The sequence below is a fragment of the Amycolatopsis speibonae genome (genome assembly GCF_042647925.1).
Lineage (GTDB): Bacteria > Actinomycetota > Actinomycetes > Mycobacteriales > Pseudonocardiaceae > Amycolatopsis > Amycolatopsis speibonae.
Window position 1 is genome coordinate 131,482 of record NZ_JBHRWK010000005.1, and the last position, 16,093, is coordinate 147,574.

The window sequence follows — 16,093 nt, forward strand, 5'->3', positions numbered from 1 at the left end:
CAGACAAGTAGGTCTCAATAGTCACGCTCCTGGTCGAACCAGGACAGCGCGAGTTCTTCCGTGACGGCGAACGGCTCCTCGGCGACCAGGAGGGCGACAGCCTCACCGAGGTCTTCTCGTTCGATCGTGTCGATACCGGGCCGATCGTTGAAGACCCGGACGAAGCCGCGTACGGCTTCCGCCACCTCCTCCGGGGACTTCGCGTTCGCGATGCCGAGTGCGGCGGCGCGGGAGATCTTGGTGGCGAACCGGCATGCCTTGGCAGGCCAGTCGGAGAACGGCAGCCCGTATTCCGTGACGAACCAGGACGGGGCTCGTAGTTGTGACACCCCACTGTGTTGCCACACGTGGCCGGACTTCTTGACCAGGTGACGCAGCTCGGATCGCAGGCGCTTTCCGGCCTCCTGTTCCACGTTCGAGGCCATGAAGCCGCGAAGATTCGGGAAATCTCCCAAAGGCGGAAACGACGACAGATCGGGGCTGTCATGCAGGCGGAGGGTTTCCAGCTCGCTGAGCCGGGCCAACGCATCCAGATTGACGAACCTGCCGCTCAATGTCACCGACCGGGCTCCGGCGAACTGCGCCAAACTGGCGCAATCGAAGGGATACCGCAGGGACGCGCAATTGACACTGACGTTCGTCGCGGCCTCCAAGGCCGGGAGCTCCGGCAATCGCGACGGTTCACCGGCCAGGTCGGGCCGGATCGTCGGGCAGAAGGCCACGAACCCCGGCCAGGGGTTCGTGGCTGTCGTGGAAACGGTAGCGCTTGAGAAGCGACAGCTCCCCCGCCACCACGAACTCGTTGCGGCCGTCCACCGACTGGGGTACGACCACCTCCACCGGCTCGGTCCCCAAGCGAAGGGTGAACACGGAGATCCCGGCCCGGCTCGCGTCGATGGCGGCCGCCGTCCGCGGAGCCCACTCGAACCGCTCGATTCGCCGGGTGCGGGACCACTCCAGGAAACCCGTGTCGTCACCCCGGTAGGTGAAATACCGGGGCCACGGATATCCGGCGGGCGCCGTGAACTGATCGAAGACCGACCAGTCGATGCGATCCTGTGGATCGACGACCGCATCAGGCCTCGGGCCGTCGCCGGCGGACGGCCCGATGACCAGGTTCCCCTGCCCCGGGGCCAGCTTGATGGTATGGCTGTCCGGTCCCGTCAGCGACAGGACCAAGCGTTCGGTATTCGGCACAATCCCATACTGGCGGAGCACACCGACACAAACCGCGGCCCACTGCCGTGAAGGTCTCCTTCCCTACCCTCAAGGTAAGGAAGGAGACCTTCACGACGTCGATAAGAACCCTACCGAAGCGTGATGGCGAGCGGCCACTCCGCGACACCCTCCGTGGGTTCGACGTCGGGCCCCCGGCCGATCCACTGCTTGTACCAGGCGACTGCGGCGGCGTGGTCGGACACCGGCAGTACAGCGAGAACATTCTTGAATCTCGGCACGGCGAGATATCTGTTACGTGCCCAGTTGGCGCCGACGCTGTCCAGCGGACCGGACACGGTCAAGACTCGCGCGGTACTCCCTCCTTGGTTCCACAATGCGATTCGCCGACGGCGGTTCCCGCGCGCCGAGTCGGATCATTCACGGGCACCGGGTGCCCGTTCGCGTTTGAATGAGGTATTTCGACGAGACCGGGTATGCCGCGCGTGCTTGAGCGCGAGAGGAACCACCCCATCGCCACCTGCCGCCGAGTTCGCCGTGGCTTCACAAGGTCACCTCTACCCTGCTGTCCGTGCCCGGTGGAAGGACTGCGACGACGGCCGCGCGGCTGTTCGCCGTGCTGGCCGCGCTCGTCGTCGTCGCCCTGCTGCAGGGCGCGCTGTGCAGCGACGGCGCCGCGGCGGCCGGATCACCCTGCGCTCCCCTGTTCGCCGCCGAAACGGGCCATGCCGCGAACACGGTCGACGAATGCGAACCGGTGACGTCCCAGCTGAGCCCGGCCGGTGACCACGCCGCCTCGCTCGTCCCGGCGGAACCTCCGCACAACCACCTCGACGACGTCACAGGGATCGGCGTCGCGCTGCTGGCCCTGCTCTTCCTGCTCGTCCGGCGCCGCCCCGACACCGCGGGCACGCCACCCGCGATGCCGTTGTCCTTGTTGTCCCGGCGTCTGGCGACCACGCCTCCGCTCGTCCAGCTCTGCGTTTCGCGCACCTGATCGGCAGTCCCGGTCATGACCGGTCCGCCCTCTCACCGAGGCGGACCGGTCCTGCCATGCCGCCTTCAGTTGCCCGGACTCGAGCATAAGGACTCAGCACAATGACCAAGAACACCAAGGTTTCCCTGACGGTCGTGGCCGTCGTGATCGCGGCGGTGGCCGCGTTGCTCGTCTTCACCAGGCTGGGTGAGGACACCCCGACGGCGCAGGCGGGCGGCGACAGCCCGCCTGCGGCCGTACCCGCCTCGATCCTGGTCCGGCCGGACAGCCATCGGCTGTCGGATCCGGCCGGCGCCAAGGTGACCCTCGTGGAGTTCCTCGACCTGGAGTGCGAAGCGTGCGGTGCCGCGTTTCCCGGCGTCGAGCGGCTGCGCGCCGAATACGGCGACAAAGTCACCTTCGTGATGCGCTACTTCCCCATCCCCAGCCACCGGAACGCCGAACTCGCCGCGCGGGCGGTGGAGGCGGCGGGCAAGCAGGGCAAGCTCGAACCGATGTACCGCCTGATGTTCGAGAAGCAGCAGGAATGGGGTGACCAGCAGGTCTCGCACCGCGACACCTTCCTCGGCTTCGCGCGCGAGCTCGGCCTGGACCTGCCCGCCTTCGAGGCCGCGCTCGACGACCCGGCCACCCTCGGCCGGGTCCTGGCCGATCGGACCGACGGCGCGAACGCGGGCGTCGAGGGCACCCCGTCGTTCTTCGTCAACGGCGTCAAGTTCTCGGGTTCACCGTCCTATCAGGCGCTCAAGGCCGCTCTCGACCGGGAACTGGCGAAATGACGGACGAGCGCGCACCGTTCGCGGTACGCGTGACGCCGTGGGTGCTGCTGGCCGGCGGCGCGATCGGGCTGGTCGCCGCGCTGGTCCTCACCATCGAGAAGATCGCGCTGCTCAAGGATTTCTCCTACATCCCGACCTGCGGTATCAACCCGGTCCTCAGCTGCGGCTCGATCATGAAGACACCGCAGGCGGAGTTGTTCGGCTTCCCCAATCCGCTGTTGGGGATCGCCGGGTTCAGTGTGGTCGTGACGACCGGTGTCGCGGTGCTGGGCGGAGCCCGGCTCCCCCGGTGGTACTGGCTGGGCCTGCAGGCGGGCTCGCTGCTCGGCGTCGTGTTCGTGCATTGGCTGATGTACCAGAGCCTGTACGTCATCGGCGCGCTCTGCCCGTACTGCATGGTCGTCTGGGCGGTCACCATCGCCGTCTTCTGGTACACGACCCTGCGCAACCTCCATAAAGGACGGACGGTGCTCCGCTACCACACCGTGGTGCTCGTGGTCTGGTACGCCGTCATCGCCGCGGCGGTCCTGCAGGCCTTCTGGAGCTACTGGAAGACCCTCGTCTGAGCTCCTCTGCCACGTAGTACTAGCCATCATAGTAGGACTTCACCGCGCGCTCACCTCCGTCCCCGTACTACTAAGCGCGATAGTTGAACCTGTGCGACAGGAGATTCGGCACCCGTGACCCCACATCGGCGCCCGCTGCGGCACCCCCTCGCCGCCACCGCCGCCCTCATGGCCCTCGGCCTCGGCACGCTCCCCGCGAGCGCGCAACCGGCACCGGACAGCCAGGATCCGCTGCGGCGATACCAGGAACTCGGTGCCCAGGCGGCCAAGGCCGACGAAGATCTGCAGGAATCGCAGGACCGGCTGAAAACCCGCGAGTCCGAACGCGACCAGGCCACCGCCGCTCTCGGCCGGGCGGACGGTGACCTCGCGCAGGCGCAGTCGGCCATCGATCGCTTCCGGCCGCAGGTCGAGGCGATCGCGCGGTCCGCGATGAACGGCGAGCAACTCGGGAACGCCGTCCTGCTGCTCGACAGCGAGAGCAGGCAGGAGTACCTGGACCGCTCGTCCGCGCTGTCGATACTGGCCGGCGAGAAAGCCAAGGCGTTGAACGGCCTGAGCGACGCGCTCGGGAAGGCGCGAACCGCGCGCACCACCGCCGCGGGCGCGCGGGAATCGGCCCAGCTCGCGGCGAACGACGCCACCTTGGCGCTGGACCAGGTCCGCACCCGCAAGAACGACCTCGACACCCAGATCAAGAAGGTCCGCGAAGCGCTGGGCGAGCTTCCCTCGTCGGACAAGGCGAAACTCGGCAAGGTCCAGGACAAGGGTTCCTACCTCGGCCCGCCCGGTGCCGCGAACGACGCGCTGCAGGCGGCACTGTCCAAACGGGGCTCGCAGTACGAATGGGGCGCCACCGGCCCGGGCGAATTCGACTGCTCCGGCCTGACGTCGTGGGCGTACAGGCAGGCGGGCATCTCGCTCCCGCGGACCAGCCGCCAGCAGTACACCGTGGGCAAAGCCGTCCCGCTCGACCAGCTCGTCCCCGGCGACCTCGTCTTCTACGACGACGGCACCGGCGATCCCGGCGCGATCCACCACGTCGGCATGTACGTCGGACCGGGCAAGATGGTCGACGCCCCCACCGAAGGGCAACTGGTCGACGTCCGGTCGGTCAAGGGAGACGGGCATCTGATGGGCGCCCGGCGCATCGTCGGCTGAGCGCGACGCACGCAGTATCCTTCCGGGCGGAGGTGTCATGCAACGGCTGGGCGAACTCGAAGCGTCGGTGATGGATGTGCTCTGGGATTCGGCGGAACCCTTGCGGGTGCGCCAGGTTCTCGAGGCGATCAACCAGCACCGCGATCTCGCCTACACCACCGTCATGACGGTGCTGGACAACCTGCACCGCAAGGAATGGGTCGTCCGCGAGATGGAGAACCGCGCGTACCGCTATCGCGCCGTGGCAACCCGCGAAGAGGCCACCGCCCAAAGCCTCCGCGAACTCCTCGACGCCTCGGATGACAGGGAATCGGTCCTGCTGCATTTCGCGCGCTCGGTCACCGAAGAGGAGTCGGACATCCTGCGGCGGGCGCTGCGGCGGAAGCCCGGCAAGCGATGATCCTGGCGGCGGTGCTCCTGTTCGGCGTCGTGGTGATCGGCTGGTTCTCGCCGCGCCTGCTCGGCAGGCTGACCGCCGGCGGGATCAGCCCCGGCACGGCGCTCGCGTGGTGGCTGCTGACCGCGCTCGGCGTCGTCGCCGGCACCCTCGGCGCCGTCCTGCTCCTCGTGCTGCCGGACCACGGTCCCGCCGCGGCCATCACCCGGATCCTCCACGACTGCTGGGCCGCGGTCGGCCACGGCGACCTTCCCGCCCTCGATCCGGTCGCCGGCGCCTTCGCGGGCGCCGCCCTTTTGATCGCGGCGATCCGGCTGGCCGTGTCCTCGGCTCGGCGGCGGAAACACAGCACGCTGCTGCACCGGCGCCATCTCGACGTGCTCCGGCTTTCCGGGGCCAGGCCGGGGCCGACGCTGTGGCTGCCCGACGACCGTCCGATCGCCTACAGTCTCGGCGGCCGTCACGGCCTGATCGTCGCCAGTGAGGGGCTGGCCGCGTGTCTCTCGCGCCGCGAGCTGAACGCCGTGCTCGCTCACGAAAGGGCCCATCTCCGGGGCAGGCACCACCTCTTGACCGCCTCGGCCGACGTATTGGGCCGCACGCTGCGGTTCGTCCCGCTCATGCGCGAGCTTCCCAGCGCGATCCGGCTGCTCGTGGAACTGGCCGCCGACCGGGCCGCCGCCACCTGGCACGGACCCGAGGCCGTGCGGTCGGCGCTGGTGGCCATCCACGCGACGGACGGGCCGCGCCGCGCGCTCGGCATGGCCGGAGGCGACACCGAGATCCGGCTGCGCCTGCTGGCGGCGTATCCCACCGAGTCGCCCCGATTCCCGGCCAGGGCGAAGGCCGTCGCGGGCGGGACGCTCGCGCTGCTGGCGCCGCCCGCCTTCACCGTCGAGCTGCTCTTCGTGGCCGGGCTCGTGTCCTGCTGGTGAGCGGGATGCCTCAGCGCAGTTCGGGGATGAGCTCGCCGATCAGGCGGATACTCTTCAGCACCTTCTCGTGCGGGATGCCGCCGATCTGCTGCAGGCACATCATCCGGTCGATGCCCAGCTCCGCGTAGGCCCGCAGCTTCTTGCGGCAGGTGTCCGGGCTGCCCACGATCAGCGAGTCCTGGGCGCTCAGCACGCTGAAGATCTCGTCGTCCGGCACGGACTCGCCCTGCAGGATCCGGGCGATCAGGAGATTCGCCTCCGTCGGGACGTTCGTCGCCTCACCGCGCAGGAAGTCGCCGGTGAGCCCGCCACCGTCGGGCGCGGCGACGATCTCCTCCTGCCGGGCGTTGAGCCGCACGAACTCGCTCGCCGCCTCGAAGAACGTCAGCGCCGTCACCGTGTACCAGGCCGCGGCCGCGGCGGCGCCGTTGCGCATCGCCTCTTCGTCGGTGTCGGCACAGTGGACGAAGGTGAAGAACCCGACCTGGTTGTTGACGAACGCCCCGACCGGATCGGCGCATTCCCCGGCCGCGTCCCGGTAGAGCTTGATCAGCCTTCCCGCGCGCTCCAGCGATTCCCACATCGTCGTGCCCAGGACACCCACCCCGCGTCTGCCCGCCTCTTCGAACGACGCCGGACTCGCCGCCGCCTGCCACAGCGGCGGATGCGGCTTCTGGACCGGTTTCGGCGAGATCGGCACGTCGTCGACTCGGTAAGCGTCGTTCTCACAGGAGAACCGTTCGGAAGTCCACATTCGCGGGATCATTTCGAACGCCTGCTGCGTCTGGGCGCGGGCCTCGTCCGGTTCGATGCCGAACAGGCGCCATTCCGGGATCGTCGAGCGGGTCAGGCCGAGTTCGACCCGGCCTCCGCTGAGATGGTCGAGGGTCGCGGCGCGTTCGGCGACACGGATCGGATGGTTGAACCGGCCGGGCGCGAGGACAGCGGAATGGCCGAGCCGGATCCGGCTGGTCCGCTGCGAAAGCGCGGCCAGTATCAGTTCCGGCGCGGACGACAGGCTGGACTCCTCCGCCCCGTGGTGTTCGACCTGCCACCAGCAGTCGTAGCCCAGTTCGTCGGCGAGGACGGCCTGTTCGATCGCTTGGGAGAACCTGAGTCCCTCGTGTCCTTCGGGCCACGGCCGAGGGTTCTGGATCTCGTTGAACAGGTCGATCTTCATCCACGGCCTCCGTCTGCTCCGGGTCACCGAAAGATCGGTCAGCGCGTGCGCGCGCCGCGTTACAGAAGTCGCACGTTCGGCGCAACGGGGCCGGAACGCCACGGATGCGAACGAAACCCGTTCGTCATCAAGGCGGGCAAACGGGTTCAGCCGCACACAATCAGGTGACGGGCTCCGAACACGCCTTTTCCCGAATGCCACACCCCGGTCGCGGATTGTCGTGGACCCGACAACACATCGGGGACGGTAAATCGGGCATGATCCACTCACAAGAGTGAGCAGAACCCGGCAATGGCACCTCCCTTTGCGCCGGAAAGGGGAATTGTCAGTGCTACTCCAATGGCGGCATTCGCTCCCGATGCCACTGTCGTAACGTCGATTCTCGTTCCACATCCCGCAACGAATTCCGCGATACATGGAGGTTTTCGTGATACGACGTCCTCTGCGCACCACGACCGTCCTGATCGGAGCCGCGGCAGCCGTCACCGCCTTCGCGGCCCCGGCCTCGGCGGCGACTTCGGCGCTGACCGAAGCGGCGAGCCCGGCCACGCTGGCCGCCGCGCAGCAGAAGATCGGCACTTCACTCGGAGCCGCTTTCGCCGGTTCCTGGTTGGACACGACGACCGGCCGGCTGGTCGTCGGCACCACCGACGCGAGCCGCACGGCCGGGATCCGTTCGGCGGGCGCGATCCCGAAGGTGGTGCGGCACAGCGCCGCCGAACTGAAGAGAATCCAGTCCACATTGGACGAAAGAACCGCGGGACTGCCGGGCTCGGTCGCGGGCTGGTATGTCGACGCGCCCGCGAACGAGGTCGTCGTCAGCGTGGTGGGCGGCGACGCCGCGGGCCGGGCGTGGGCCGAAGCGGCGGGTGTCCCGGTCCGGGTGGACCGGGTCGAGAGCGCGCCCCGTCCGTTGTGGAGCGTGGTCGGCGGGCAGGGTCTGTACTTCAGCGGTGGCGCCTGTTCGGTCGGGTTCAACGCCCACGACGATGACGACCATTACGTGATCACCGCGGGCCACTGCACCGAACTCGGCGGCACCGTGCACGGCGTCGACGGCACCATCGGCCGGGTCGCGAGGTCGTCCTTCCCCGGCAACGACTACGGGACCGTCGAGGTGACCCACTCCGACGTCTCGACCCCGCCCCGGGTAGACCGGTACGAGGACGGTAACGACGTGCGGATCGAGGGTGCGGACGTCGTCGGCGTCGGCGGGCGGATCTGCCGGTCCGGGATCACCACCCACTGGCAGTGCGGCCGGGTCGAGGCGCTCGACCAGACGGTCAACTACGGCAACGGGAACGTCGTGCGGGGCCTCACCCAGACCGACGCCTGCGCCGAACCGGGCGATTCCGGCGGCTCGTTCGTCAGCCGCCCCTCGTCGGGTTCCGGTACGAAACTCGTGCAGGCACAGGGAATGACGTCGGGTGGTTCCGGCGACTGCCGCTCGGGCGGCACCACCTTCTTCCAGCCCGTCAAGGAGGTGCTCAACCGCTACGGCCTGACCCTCGAAAAGGACTGATCACCCCGCCGGGAGGGGCGGCCGGACCCTCGGCCGCCCCCTGATCCACCCGGCGAGTTCGCCCGCCTCGCGGACCAGCGTCTCGATCTCCGCCCACCGGCGGCGGATCCGCTCCTGATCGGCGACCAGCGTGCCGGAAACCATACCCAGGAACAGGTTCGCGTCCGTCCCGACCTCCGCGAGCCGCAGGAACGGAACGCGGTCCTCCTCGGTCCCCGCCCCGTGTTCCGCCGCCCACTCGCGGGCCAGCATCCCGGCGTCGTGACACGCGTCGACGAGGAGGGTCCGGACCTCTTCCGTCCGGTTGCCCGGGCTCTCGGGAGGTTTCCCCATCAACGGGAAGATGTTCCAGGCCACCGAGAGCAGACAGTCGGCCACGTCGTCCATCGACTCCACGTTCACCGCGCGGAGTGTTCCGGTCCGAGCCCGCTGCCAGGCGTAATGACTCGCGCGAACTTCAGGATCGACCCGATCGGGTGGCGGGTGTCAGAAGCGGCGAAGCTGGAAAGTCCGCACCGACGAGTCGCCCGCGAGCAGCGCGTCGAGGTGGCCGGTCAGCACCATGACCCCGGACGGGGTCGCCGCCGCGGTGGTCGGTTTCCCGTCCGGCCACGGAGCCACGATCCGCCGCTCGGCCGCGGAGCGCCAGTGATCGGCGGACGTCACCACGCGGACCGCCCTCGGTCCCAGGCCACCGAGGTCGTTGGTGACCGAGACGAGCGCGCCATCGCGGCGCAGGACGAGTCCGTCCCCGCCGACGAGCGGACGCTCCAGCGCGACGTCGGCGGCCTTCCCCGAGTCCATGTCCACCTTGAACAGCCGTCCCGAGTTGTACAGGACGGTGAGCACGTAGCCGTCCGGATGCCAGACGACGCCGTTGAGCCCGAACCCCTCGCTGGTGAACGCCGGGCTGGTGACGTGCGCGGTGATCCGGCCTCGCGGGTCGACGCGGAACAGCGCGTCGCCGAGGGTGTCGGTGACGTAGGCGTTCCCGCGCGGATCGACCGCGACGTCGTTGGCGGCGTGGTCACCGTCGCCGGCGGCCAGGTCGACCAGCGCGATCCGCCTTCCCGTGCGCAGATCGAAGATCCCGAGCCCGGACTGCCGGTTCACCGTCGACGGCGCGGACCGTTCCCCGAGCCCGAGATCGCCGTAGGTGACCAGGAGCCTGCTTCGTGCCGCGTCGACGGCGATGCCGAACACCGACACCATGCCGGGGTCGCTCACCAGGGTGCGGACGGTCCGGTCGCGCTGGACCACCGCGACCGTGCCGAACCGGACGGAACCCACCAGGGCGGTCCGCCTGCCCGGATCCCAGGCGACCCCTTCCGGATAGAGCGACGGCGCGGTGATGTCCACCGCGCCTCCCTTGCCTTCCGCGGGAGCCGCCCCGATCCCGGCGACGACGGCGGCCAGAAGTACCGGCAGGACCAGGCGTTGACGAAAGCGCATTGTGTTTCCTCCCTGTCGCTTTTCGTCTCCGAGCCTCGCGTCCCGGGCGCGGCGCAACCAGGTCAGGCGGATCCTGTTACCAGGACTACCCGGCATCGCCGATCGCGCGCGCGTCGACCACGCTCAGACCGGCGATCAGCCCGGACAGCCCTTGGTGACCTTGCGGCCGGATCGCGAGGACGCCGCTGACGAAGAACAACAGGTTCGCGAGCGGCTCGAACCCGCCGTTCACCGCGGACGCCAGGGCGAGCAGGGTGCAGTAGCCGCCGGAACCGGCCAGGAACCGCACGATCATCCGCCACACGGCGGGTTTCCCGCCGTCCGGACCGGCGGGACGCAGCAGCACGACCCGCTGGCCGAAGCTGGCGCCGTTGCCCGCGACGGGGATGACTAACAGCAGGAGCACCGCGGGCAGCAGGGTGCCGATCAGCGCGGTGACGACGGCGTTCTGTTCGCCCGCGAGCACCACCGTCACGATCCCGGCTGTGGTGCCGAGCAGGACGACCGCGAGGACGTCGACGGCCATCCCGAGCAGACGGCGCCGTGCGGTGACCGGTCGCGGTGTTCCCGGCGGCGCGGACGGCTCCTTCCCCGGCATCAAGCGAAGCAAGGGGGCGAGCCCGAAGCCGACGGCGGCGCCGAGGGTGTTCATCAGCAGGTCGTCGACGTCGGCCAGCCGGTACGGGCACTCGAACAGGAACCAGACCCCGGTGAGCTGGGTGCACTCGATGAACAGCGAGACCGCGAAGCCGAGGGCGACGGTGGTGAGGAAACCCCGCCGGAAGAGGTGCCGCACGAACATCCCGAGCGGCACGAACAGCGCGATGTTGAACACCGCCTGCTGGACGGCGGGATTGCGCAGGAACGCCCGGAGGCCGGCGCCGGTCTGTTCGCGGCGGATGTCGGCGACGAACTGGAAAGGACGCAGTTGCAGATGGCCGGCCGCGTGCTCGGCACACCAGGACGCCGTGGTCTCCGGGATGGGGAGCAGCGTGTACGTCCACAAAGACATGGCGTAGACCAGGAATCCGAACACCAGCAGGACCCGCCAGAGCCCGAGTTCGCCGCGTCGCCGGTAGCTGGCGGCGATGTACGGGACGGCCAGGAGGCCCGCGAGCACGAAACCCGCGAACACCGCGATGACCGCGGAGATGGTCGGATCAGTCACTCGCGGAAGCTAACAACGCTCGCTCCGGAGCACCTGTTACACCACCTGGCCGGGTGACGGCGTCGGCCGGGGCGAGGGCTCGCTGATGCGCGAGCGCGGCGATGGCGAAGGTCAGATGGACGACGACCCAGTTGCGGTCCTCGCGGTGGACCTGCTGCAGAAGGTCGAGTGTGGCGTCGCCCGGAGCGCGGCCTTGACGGCAGGCGTCGATGTACGCCTGGGTCAACTCGTCGACGTTCCTCCGGAATTCCGCGAAGGCGTCGGCGGGTTGGGCGTTGAGGCAGAGATCCACGGTCACGTCACTGAGCGTTCCATAACGCGACACAAAGTTACGACTTGACAGGTTCGGAATCACTCACGTGAGGTAGTCTCACGCGATTCTCTGTGCTCTGCGTCACGCTGAAGCGAGTCCGGCGGGCACCCGGTGTTCCCGTTCGGCCGCCTTGGCCGTCTTGGCCCGGTGGGTGACCGGGAAGCGCTGGTCGAGTTCGACCAGCAGCGGGGTCGCCGCCATCAGTGCCAGCAGAGCGAGCCCGGCGTAAGCACCCAAAGTCGCGATGATCGTCATTGCTGCCTCCTCGATCCCCGTGCCGCCCGTTCCGGCGGCCTGGAACCAGGATCGCCTCCCGGCAAGGGGTTGCGGATCGGTCATCCGGCGGAGACGCCTCGACCGGTCGGCCTTTTCGGGACCGGCCTTTCGGCCGACCCGGGACGGCGATGCAGCAGATCGAACCGCGACCACATGGCCTCGGCCGCTTCGATGGATTCCCCGGTGCGGACCGGATCGACGGCGGCGAGCTGCGCGACGATGGCCTGCACCAGGCTCATTCCCGCGGTCAGGGACGGGAAGAAGGTCACGCCTTCCGCAGGCACCATCAGCACCTGCTCGACGGCGCCCGCCAGTGCGGGGCTGGCCGCGTCGGTGATGGCGAAGGCGCGGGCTCCCCTGGCCTTGGCCTCGTCGGCCGCGAGCACGGTGCTTTCGTACAGCCGCCAGAAGCTGATCGCGATCAGCACGTCCTCGGAGGAGAGTTTCGCTGTGGCGTTGGCGAGTTCGGCGTCGCCCGCGGTGACCGCGTGGACGTCGTAACCGGCGAGCCGCGCGTTGTGCGCGAACGCGATCCCGACGGCGGCGTAACTGCCGTCGGCGATGACGAGCGTGCGGCGCGCGGCGGCGACGGCCTCCGCGACGTTGCGGATCTCGTCTTCGGCGACCCGCCGGTTGAGCAGAGCGAGGCTGTCGAGGTCGCGGCGCAGCGACGCCGATCCGGGCGAGTCGACGTCCCGGTGTTCCTCGGCGACCTGCGGCGCGCTCAGCGAAGACAGGTACCGCGCCCGCAGTTCCTGTTGCAGCGCGGGCCAACCGGCGAAACCCAAAGCCTGCGCGGTGCGGGTGACGGTGGCGACGTTGACCCCGGCGAGCTGGGCGAGCTCGGCCGTCGAGCCGAACGACGCCCGGCGTGGTTGCGAGACCAGCACTTCGAGCACGGCGGCCGACTTCGGCCGCAGGCCGCGTTCCGGCGTCCGATCCCGAAGCCACGCCTCGAAACCGTCGTCGGCTCCCGTCTCTGTCACGCACGCCCTCCCTCGACCGCGTCACGGTAACGCATCGTGCCCATCGGACCACTTGCAACAACCATTGCAGTTTTGACGAAACGCAGTATACGTTGTCCGCACTCCTCGTCGCCCGAACCACGGAAGGCGTTCCCCATGACGCTTCTGGCACGACTGGACCGGCTCCCGCTGAGCCGTCCCCATTACTTACTCCTGTTCATCGGCGGGCTCGGTTACACCTTCGACGGCATGGACTCCGCCGTGGTCGCCTTCCTCCTGCCGAGCGCGAAAGCGGCCTGGGGCCTCGACAACGGGCAGCTCGGGCTGATCGGTTCGGCGACGCCGTTCGGCTTCCTCTTCGGCGCGATCGCCGCCGGCCTGCTGGGCGACCGCATCGGCCGCAAGAAGGTCATGATGTACGCGCTGGCCTTCTACGCGGTGTTCTCCGTGCTGGCCGCGTTCTCCCCCAACTACGAGATCTTCCTGGGCGCCCGGGTGCTGGCCGGAGCCGGCGCGGGCGCCGAAAGCGCGATCATCGCGCCGTTCCTGTCGGAGTTCGTCCCCGCCAAACGGCGCGGCTGGTTCGTCGGCGCGCTCGCCGGCTTCTTCTCGTTCGGGTTCGTCATGGCCGCGCTGATCGGCCGGTTCATCGTCCCGACGGTGCCCGAAGGCTGGCGGGTCGCCCAGCTGATCACCGCGCTGCCGATCGTCATGCTGCTGTGGTGGCGCCGTTCCCTGCCGGAATCACCCCGGTTCCTCGTCGCGAACGGACGGCACGCCGAGGCCGAGAAGATCGTCGCGAAGCTGGAGCGGGACGTCGAAAAGGCGACCGGGCGGGAACTTCCGCCCGTCCCCGAGGCCGACGCCCAGCCCGCGACGGAAACTCCGAAGGTCAACCTGTTCAGCGCGCTGAAGTTCCTGTGGAGCCCGGCGATGGCGCGCCGCACGGCGGTGATCTGGACCGTGTGGTTCGTGATCACGTTCTCCTACTACGGTTTTTTCTCCTGGATCCCGACACTGCTCGTCGAACGCGGCATCACGGTGACCAAGAGCTTCGAGTTCTCCATCATCATCTACCTGGCGCAGATCCCCGGGTACTTCTCCGCGGCCTGGCTTTCGGAACGGCTCGACCGCAAGCACACCATCGCGCTGTACCTCGCGGGGTCGGCGGTGAGCGCGTTCTGGCTGAGCCAGATGGACGCGCCGTGGTCGATCACCCTCGCCGGGGCGGTGCTGTCGTTCTTCCTCAACGGCACCTACGCCGGCGTCTACTCCTACACCCCCGAGGTGTTCCCGACCTGGATCCGCGCCAGCGGCACCGGGCTGTCCAGCGCGTTCGGCCGGGTCGGCAGCATCCTGGCCCCGACGATCATCGGCCTGTCCTCGGCAAGCCTCGGCTTCGCCGGCGTCTTCGGCCTGACTACCGCCGTCCTGGCGGCCGGGGTGGTGTGCGTGGTCGTGTTCGGCCTCTCCACCGCCGGCCGCTCCCTGGAAGAACTGACCGAACACGGCGCGCCCGTGAAGACCGCGAAGGAGATGACGAAGTGACCGTTCCCCTGTCCACTGTGGAGGACAAGACCCGCGCCACCATCGGCGTACGGCTGTTCACCGTGCTGGCGTGGGTGCCCGAACGGCGGGCGCTGCGCCGGGTGCACAGCAGCCACCCGGCCGACTACCCGGTCGGCGGCGAGAAGACCGTCGAGGTGGCGGCGGGCTGGCTGGAGCGGTGCATCACCGGGCAGGAGCCCTACTTCGGGCCGGACAGCGCGGCCGTGCGGGAGATCTTCGCCGACCACGAACTCATCGACCGGCTCGGCTGCGGCGCGGTGATCAACGTGCCGGTGGTGGACGACGGCCGCACCCTCGGCGTCCTCAACATCCTCGACGCCGAGGGCAGCTACGACGATGATTCCGTCGCGGCGGCCCGGTCTCTGGCACCGTTGGCGGTCCCGGCTCTGCGCGAACTCCTGGAGGAGACCCGATGAACGGATCGCTGCTGCTGCGCAACGCCCGTCTGCTCGATCCGGTCAAGGGCGAGTACACCGAGGGAGACCTCCGGTGCGCCGACGGCCGGATCGTCGAGATCGGCGAAGGTCTCAGCGCGGGCGATGTGCGGACCGAGGACCTGCGTGGCGCGTTCGTGCTGCCGGGTCTCGTCGACGCCCACGTGCACGTGACCGCGTCGACCGCGGATCTCGGTTCGCTTCCCGCGTCTTCGCCCGCCTACGTGACCGCGCACAGCGCCCGCACCATGAGCCGGATGCTGGACCGCGGCTTCACCACCGTCCGGGACGCCTCCGGTGCCGACTACGGCCTCGCCGACGCGCAGGCCGAGGGCCTGTTCCGTGGCCCGCGCCTGCTGTTCTGCGGACGCGCGCTGAGCCAGACCGGCGGGCACGGCGACAGCCGGACCCGCGGCGCCAACGCCAGCGAAGACCACCCGTGCTGCGCCGGTCTCGGCCGGGTCGCCGACGGTGTCGACGCCGTCCGCGCGGCGGCGCGCGACGAACTGCGCAAGGGGGCGCACCACATCAAGGTGATGGCCTCCGGCGGCGTCGCCTCCCCCACCGACCGGATCGACTCGACGCAGTACTCCGCCGACGAACTGCGCGCGATCGTCGAGGAGGCGGAGTCGGCCAACCGCTACGTCGCCGCGCACGCCTACACCGCCCGTGCGGTGAACCGGGCGCTGGAGCTGGGCGTGCGCTCGATCGAGCACGGCAACCTGATCGACGACCTCAGTGTCGAACTCTTCCTCCGGCACGACGCGTACCTCGTGCCCACCTTGGTCACGTACTGGGCGCTGAAGGAGGAAGGGCGCGAGCACGGCCTGCCGGAATCCAGCTGGCGCAAGGTCGACGAGGTCCTCGGGGCGGGTATGGCCGCTTTGGAGCGAGCCGCTCGCGGCGGAGTGAAACTGGTGTACGGCACCGACCTCCTCGGCGGGATGCACCGGCACCAGAACCACGAGTTCCGGCTGCGCGGCGAGGTCCAGTCCGCGCTTGAGGTGATCCGCTCCGCGACGTCGACGGCGGCGGGCCTGCTGAACCTGACCGGTGAGATCGGCACCCTGTCCCCCGGCGCGCACGCGGATCTGCTCGTCGTGGACCGGGATCCGCTGGAGGACATCGGTGTCCTGGCCGAGCCGAAGGCGTTCCGGCACATCGTCCAGGGCGGGACGGTGGTCTCCTCCTGACGCAATTGGT

Annotated in this window: 20 protein-coding genes; 10 read left to right on the forward strand and 10 right to left on the reverse strand. The window is 69.2% G+C overall.

Features of this window, described 5'->3' with window-relative positions:
* Positions 1–14: 14 nt before the first annotated feature.
* The 3 genes from ACFOSH_RS02610 to ACFOSH_RS02620 all read right to left on the reverse strand — a co-directional run bounded on the left by ACFOSH_RS02610 (position 15) and on the right by ACFOSH_RS02620 (position 1,520).
* A complete protein-coding gene (locus tag ACFOSH_RS02610) occupies positions 15–425 on the reverse strand; it encodes a hypothetical protein (protein ID WP_378236974.1) in 411 nt (136 codons plus the stop codon).
* Between the two features lie 256 nt (positions 426–681).
* The gene (locus ACFOSH_RS02615; RefSeq protein ID WP_378236975.1) at positions 682–1,197 is read right to left on the reverse strand and encodes a hypothetical protein; all 516 of its coding nucleotides are present in this window, start codon (positions 1,195–1,197) and stop codon (positions 682–684) included.
* Between the two features lie 110 nt (positions 1,198–1,307).
* Positions 1,308–1,520: a hypothetical protein gene (locus ACFOSH_RS02620; protein WP_378236976.1), complete on the reverse strand. Its 213-nt coding sequence runs from the start codon at positions 1,518–1,520 to the stop codon at positions 1,308–1,310.
* A 227-nt stretch (positions 1,521–1,747) separates the two neighbouring features.
* Here ACFOSH_RS02620 and ACFOSH_RS02625 point away from each other — a divergent pair, with 227 nt between their 5' ends.
* The 6 genes from ACFOSH_RS02625 (at position 1,748) to ACFOSH_RS02650 (ending at position 6,011) form a co-directional block, all read left to right on the forward strand.
* Entirely contained in the window at positions 1,748–2,173 is a 426-nt protein-coding gene (locus ACFOSH_RS02625; protein ID WP_378236977.1) for a hypothetical protein, read from the forward strand.
* 101 nt (positions 2,174–2,274) lie between these two features.
* The gene (locus ACFOSH_RS02630) at positions 2,275–2,952 is read left to right on the forward strand and encodes a DsbA family protein (RefSeq protein WP_378236978.1); all 678 of its coding nucleotides are present in this window, start codon (positions 2,275–2,277) and stop codon (positions 2,950–2,952) included.
* The gene (locus tag ACFOSH_RS02635; protein ID WP_378236979.1) at positions 2,949–3,518 is read left to right on the forward strand and encodes a vitamin K epoxide reductase family protein; all 570 of its coding nucleotides are present in this window, start codon (positions 2,949–2,951) and stop codon (positions 3,516–3,518) included. The genes ACFOSH_RS02630 and ACFOSH_RS02635 overlap by 4 nt, the downstream gene beginning before the upstream one ends.
* 114 nt (positions 3,519–3,632) lie before the next feature.
* Complete coding sequence (locus ACFOSH_RS02640) at positions 3,633–4,679, forward strand: C40 family peptidase (protein WP_378236980.1); 1,047 nt, start codon at positions 3,633–3,635, stop codon at positions 4,677–4,679.
* Between the two features lie 37 nt (positions 4,680–4,716).
* Positions 4,717–5,079 carry a BlaI/MecI/CopY family transcriptional regulator gene (locus ACFOSH_RS02645; protein WP_378236981.1) on the forward strand — a complete coding sequence of 121 codons (363 nt, stop codon included), beginning with the start codon at positions 4,717–4,719 and terminating at the stop codon, positions 5,077–5,079.
* Positions 5,076–6,011 (forward strand): M56 family metallopeptidase, encoded by a 936-nt coding sequence (locus ACFOSH_RS02650; RefSeq protein ID WP_378236982.1) that lies wholly within the window; start codon positions 5,076–5,078, stop codon positions 6,009–6,011. The genes ACFOSH_RS02645 and ACFOSH_RS02650 overlap by 4 nt, the downstream gene beginning before the upstream one ends.
* Positions 6,012–6,021: 10 nt before the next feature.
* Here the strand turns inward: ACFOSH_RS02650 and ACFOSH_RS02655 are convergent, their stop codons facing one another.
* Entirely contained in the window at positions 6,022–7,191 is a 1,170-nt protein-coding gene (locus ACFOSH_RS02655) for an LLM class flavin-dependent oxidoreductase (RefSeq protein WP_378236984.1), read from the reverse strand.
* 427 nt (positions 7,192–7,618) lie between these two features.
* On the opposite strand from ACFOSH_RS02655, the gene ACFOSH_RS02660 reads away from it, so the two are divergent.
* Positions 7,619–8,713: a S1 family peptidase gene (locus ACFOSH_RS02660; protein ID WP_378236985.1), complete on the forward strand. Its 1,095-nt coding sequence runs from the start codon at positions 7,619–7,621 to the stop codon at positions 8,711–8,713.
* Here the strand turns inward: ACFOSH_RS02660 and ACFOSH_RS02665 are convergent, their stop codons facing one another.
* The 6 genes from ACFOSH_RS02665 to ACFOSH_RS02690 all read right to left on the reverse strand — a co-directional run bounded on the left by ACFOSH_RS02665 (position 8,714) and on the right by ACFOSH_RS02690 (position 12,908).
* A complete protein-coding gene (locus ACFOSH_RS02665) occupies positions 8,714–9,100 on the reverse strand; it encodes a hypothetical protein (protein ID WP_378236986.1) in 387 nt (128 codons plus the stop codon).
* Positions 9,101–9,199: 99 nt separating this feature from the next.
* The gene (locus tag ACFOSH_RS02670; protein WP_378236987.1) at positions 9,200–10,165 is read right to left on the reverse strand and encodes a hypothetical protein; all 966 of its coding nucleotides are present in this window, start codon (positions 10,163–10,165) and stop codon (positions 9,200–9,202) included.
* Between the two features lie 85 nt (positions 10,166–10,250).
* Complete coding sequence (locus tag ACFOSH_RS02675; RefSeq protein WP_378236988.1) at positions 10,251–11,333, reverse strand: VanZ family protein; 1,083 nt, start codon at positions 11,331–11,333, stop codon at positions 10,251–10,253.
* On the reverse strand, positions 11,326–11,631 hold the full coding sequence (locus tag ACFOSH_RS02680; protein ID WP_378236989.1) for a hypothetical protein: 306 nt from the start codon (positions 11,629–11,631) through the stop codon (positions 11,326–11,328). Before ACFOSH_RS02680 ends, ACFOSH_RS02675 begins: the two co-directional genes overlap by 8 nt.
* Before the next feature lie 96 nt (positions 11,632–11,727).
* Positions 11,728–11,901, reverse strand: coding sequence for a hypothetical protein (locus ACFOSH_RS02685; RefSeq protein WP_378236990.1), 174 nt, complete (start codon positions 11,899–11,901; stop codon positions 11,728–11,730).
* A gap of 80 nt (positions 11,902–11,981) precedes the next feature.
* The gene (locus tag ACFOSH_RS02690; RefSeq protein WP_378236991.1) at positions 11,982–12,908 is read right to left on the reverse strand and encodes a MurR/RpiR family transcriptional regulator; all 927 of its coding nucleotides are present in this window, start codon (positions 12,906–12,908) and stop codon (positions 11,982–11,984) included.
* A 135-nt stretch (positions 12,909–13,043) separates the two neighbouring features.
* Between ACFOSH_RS02690 and ACFOSH_RS02695 the strand changes: the two genes are divergently transcribed.
* From ACFOSH_RS02695 to ACFOSH_RS02705, 3 genes are read left to right on the forward strand one after another with little or no spacing between them, the layout of a single operon-like run.
* Positions 13,044–14,435: an MFS transporter gene (locus tag ACFOSH_RS02695; protein WP_378236992.1), complete on the forward strand. Its 1,392-nt coding sequence runs from the start codon at positions 13,044–13,046 to the stop codon at positions 14,433–14,435.
* Positions 14,432–14,872, forward strand: a complete 441-nt coding sequence (locus ACFOSH_RS02700; RefSeq protein ID WP_378236993.1) for a GAF domain-containing protein — start codon at positions 14,432–14,434, stop codon at positions 14,870–14,872. Before ACFOSH_RS02695 ends, ACFOSH_RS02700 begins: the two co-directional genes overlap by 4 nt.
* Positions 14,869–16,083: a metal-dependent hydrolase family protein gene (locus ACFOSH_RS02705; protein ID WP_378236994.1), complete on the forward strand. Its 1,215-nt coding sequence runs from the start codon at positions 14,869–14,871 to the stop codon at positions 16,081–16,083. The genes ACFOSH_RS02700 and ACFOSH_RS02705 overlap by 4 nt, the downstream gene beginning before the upstream one ends.
* Positions 16,084–16,093: the final 10 nt, after the last annotated feature.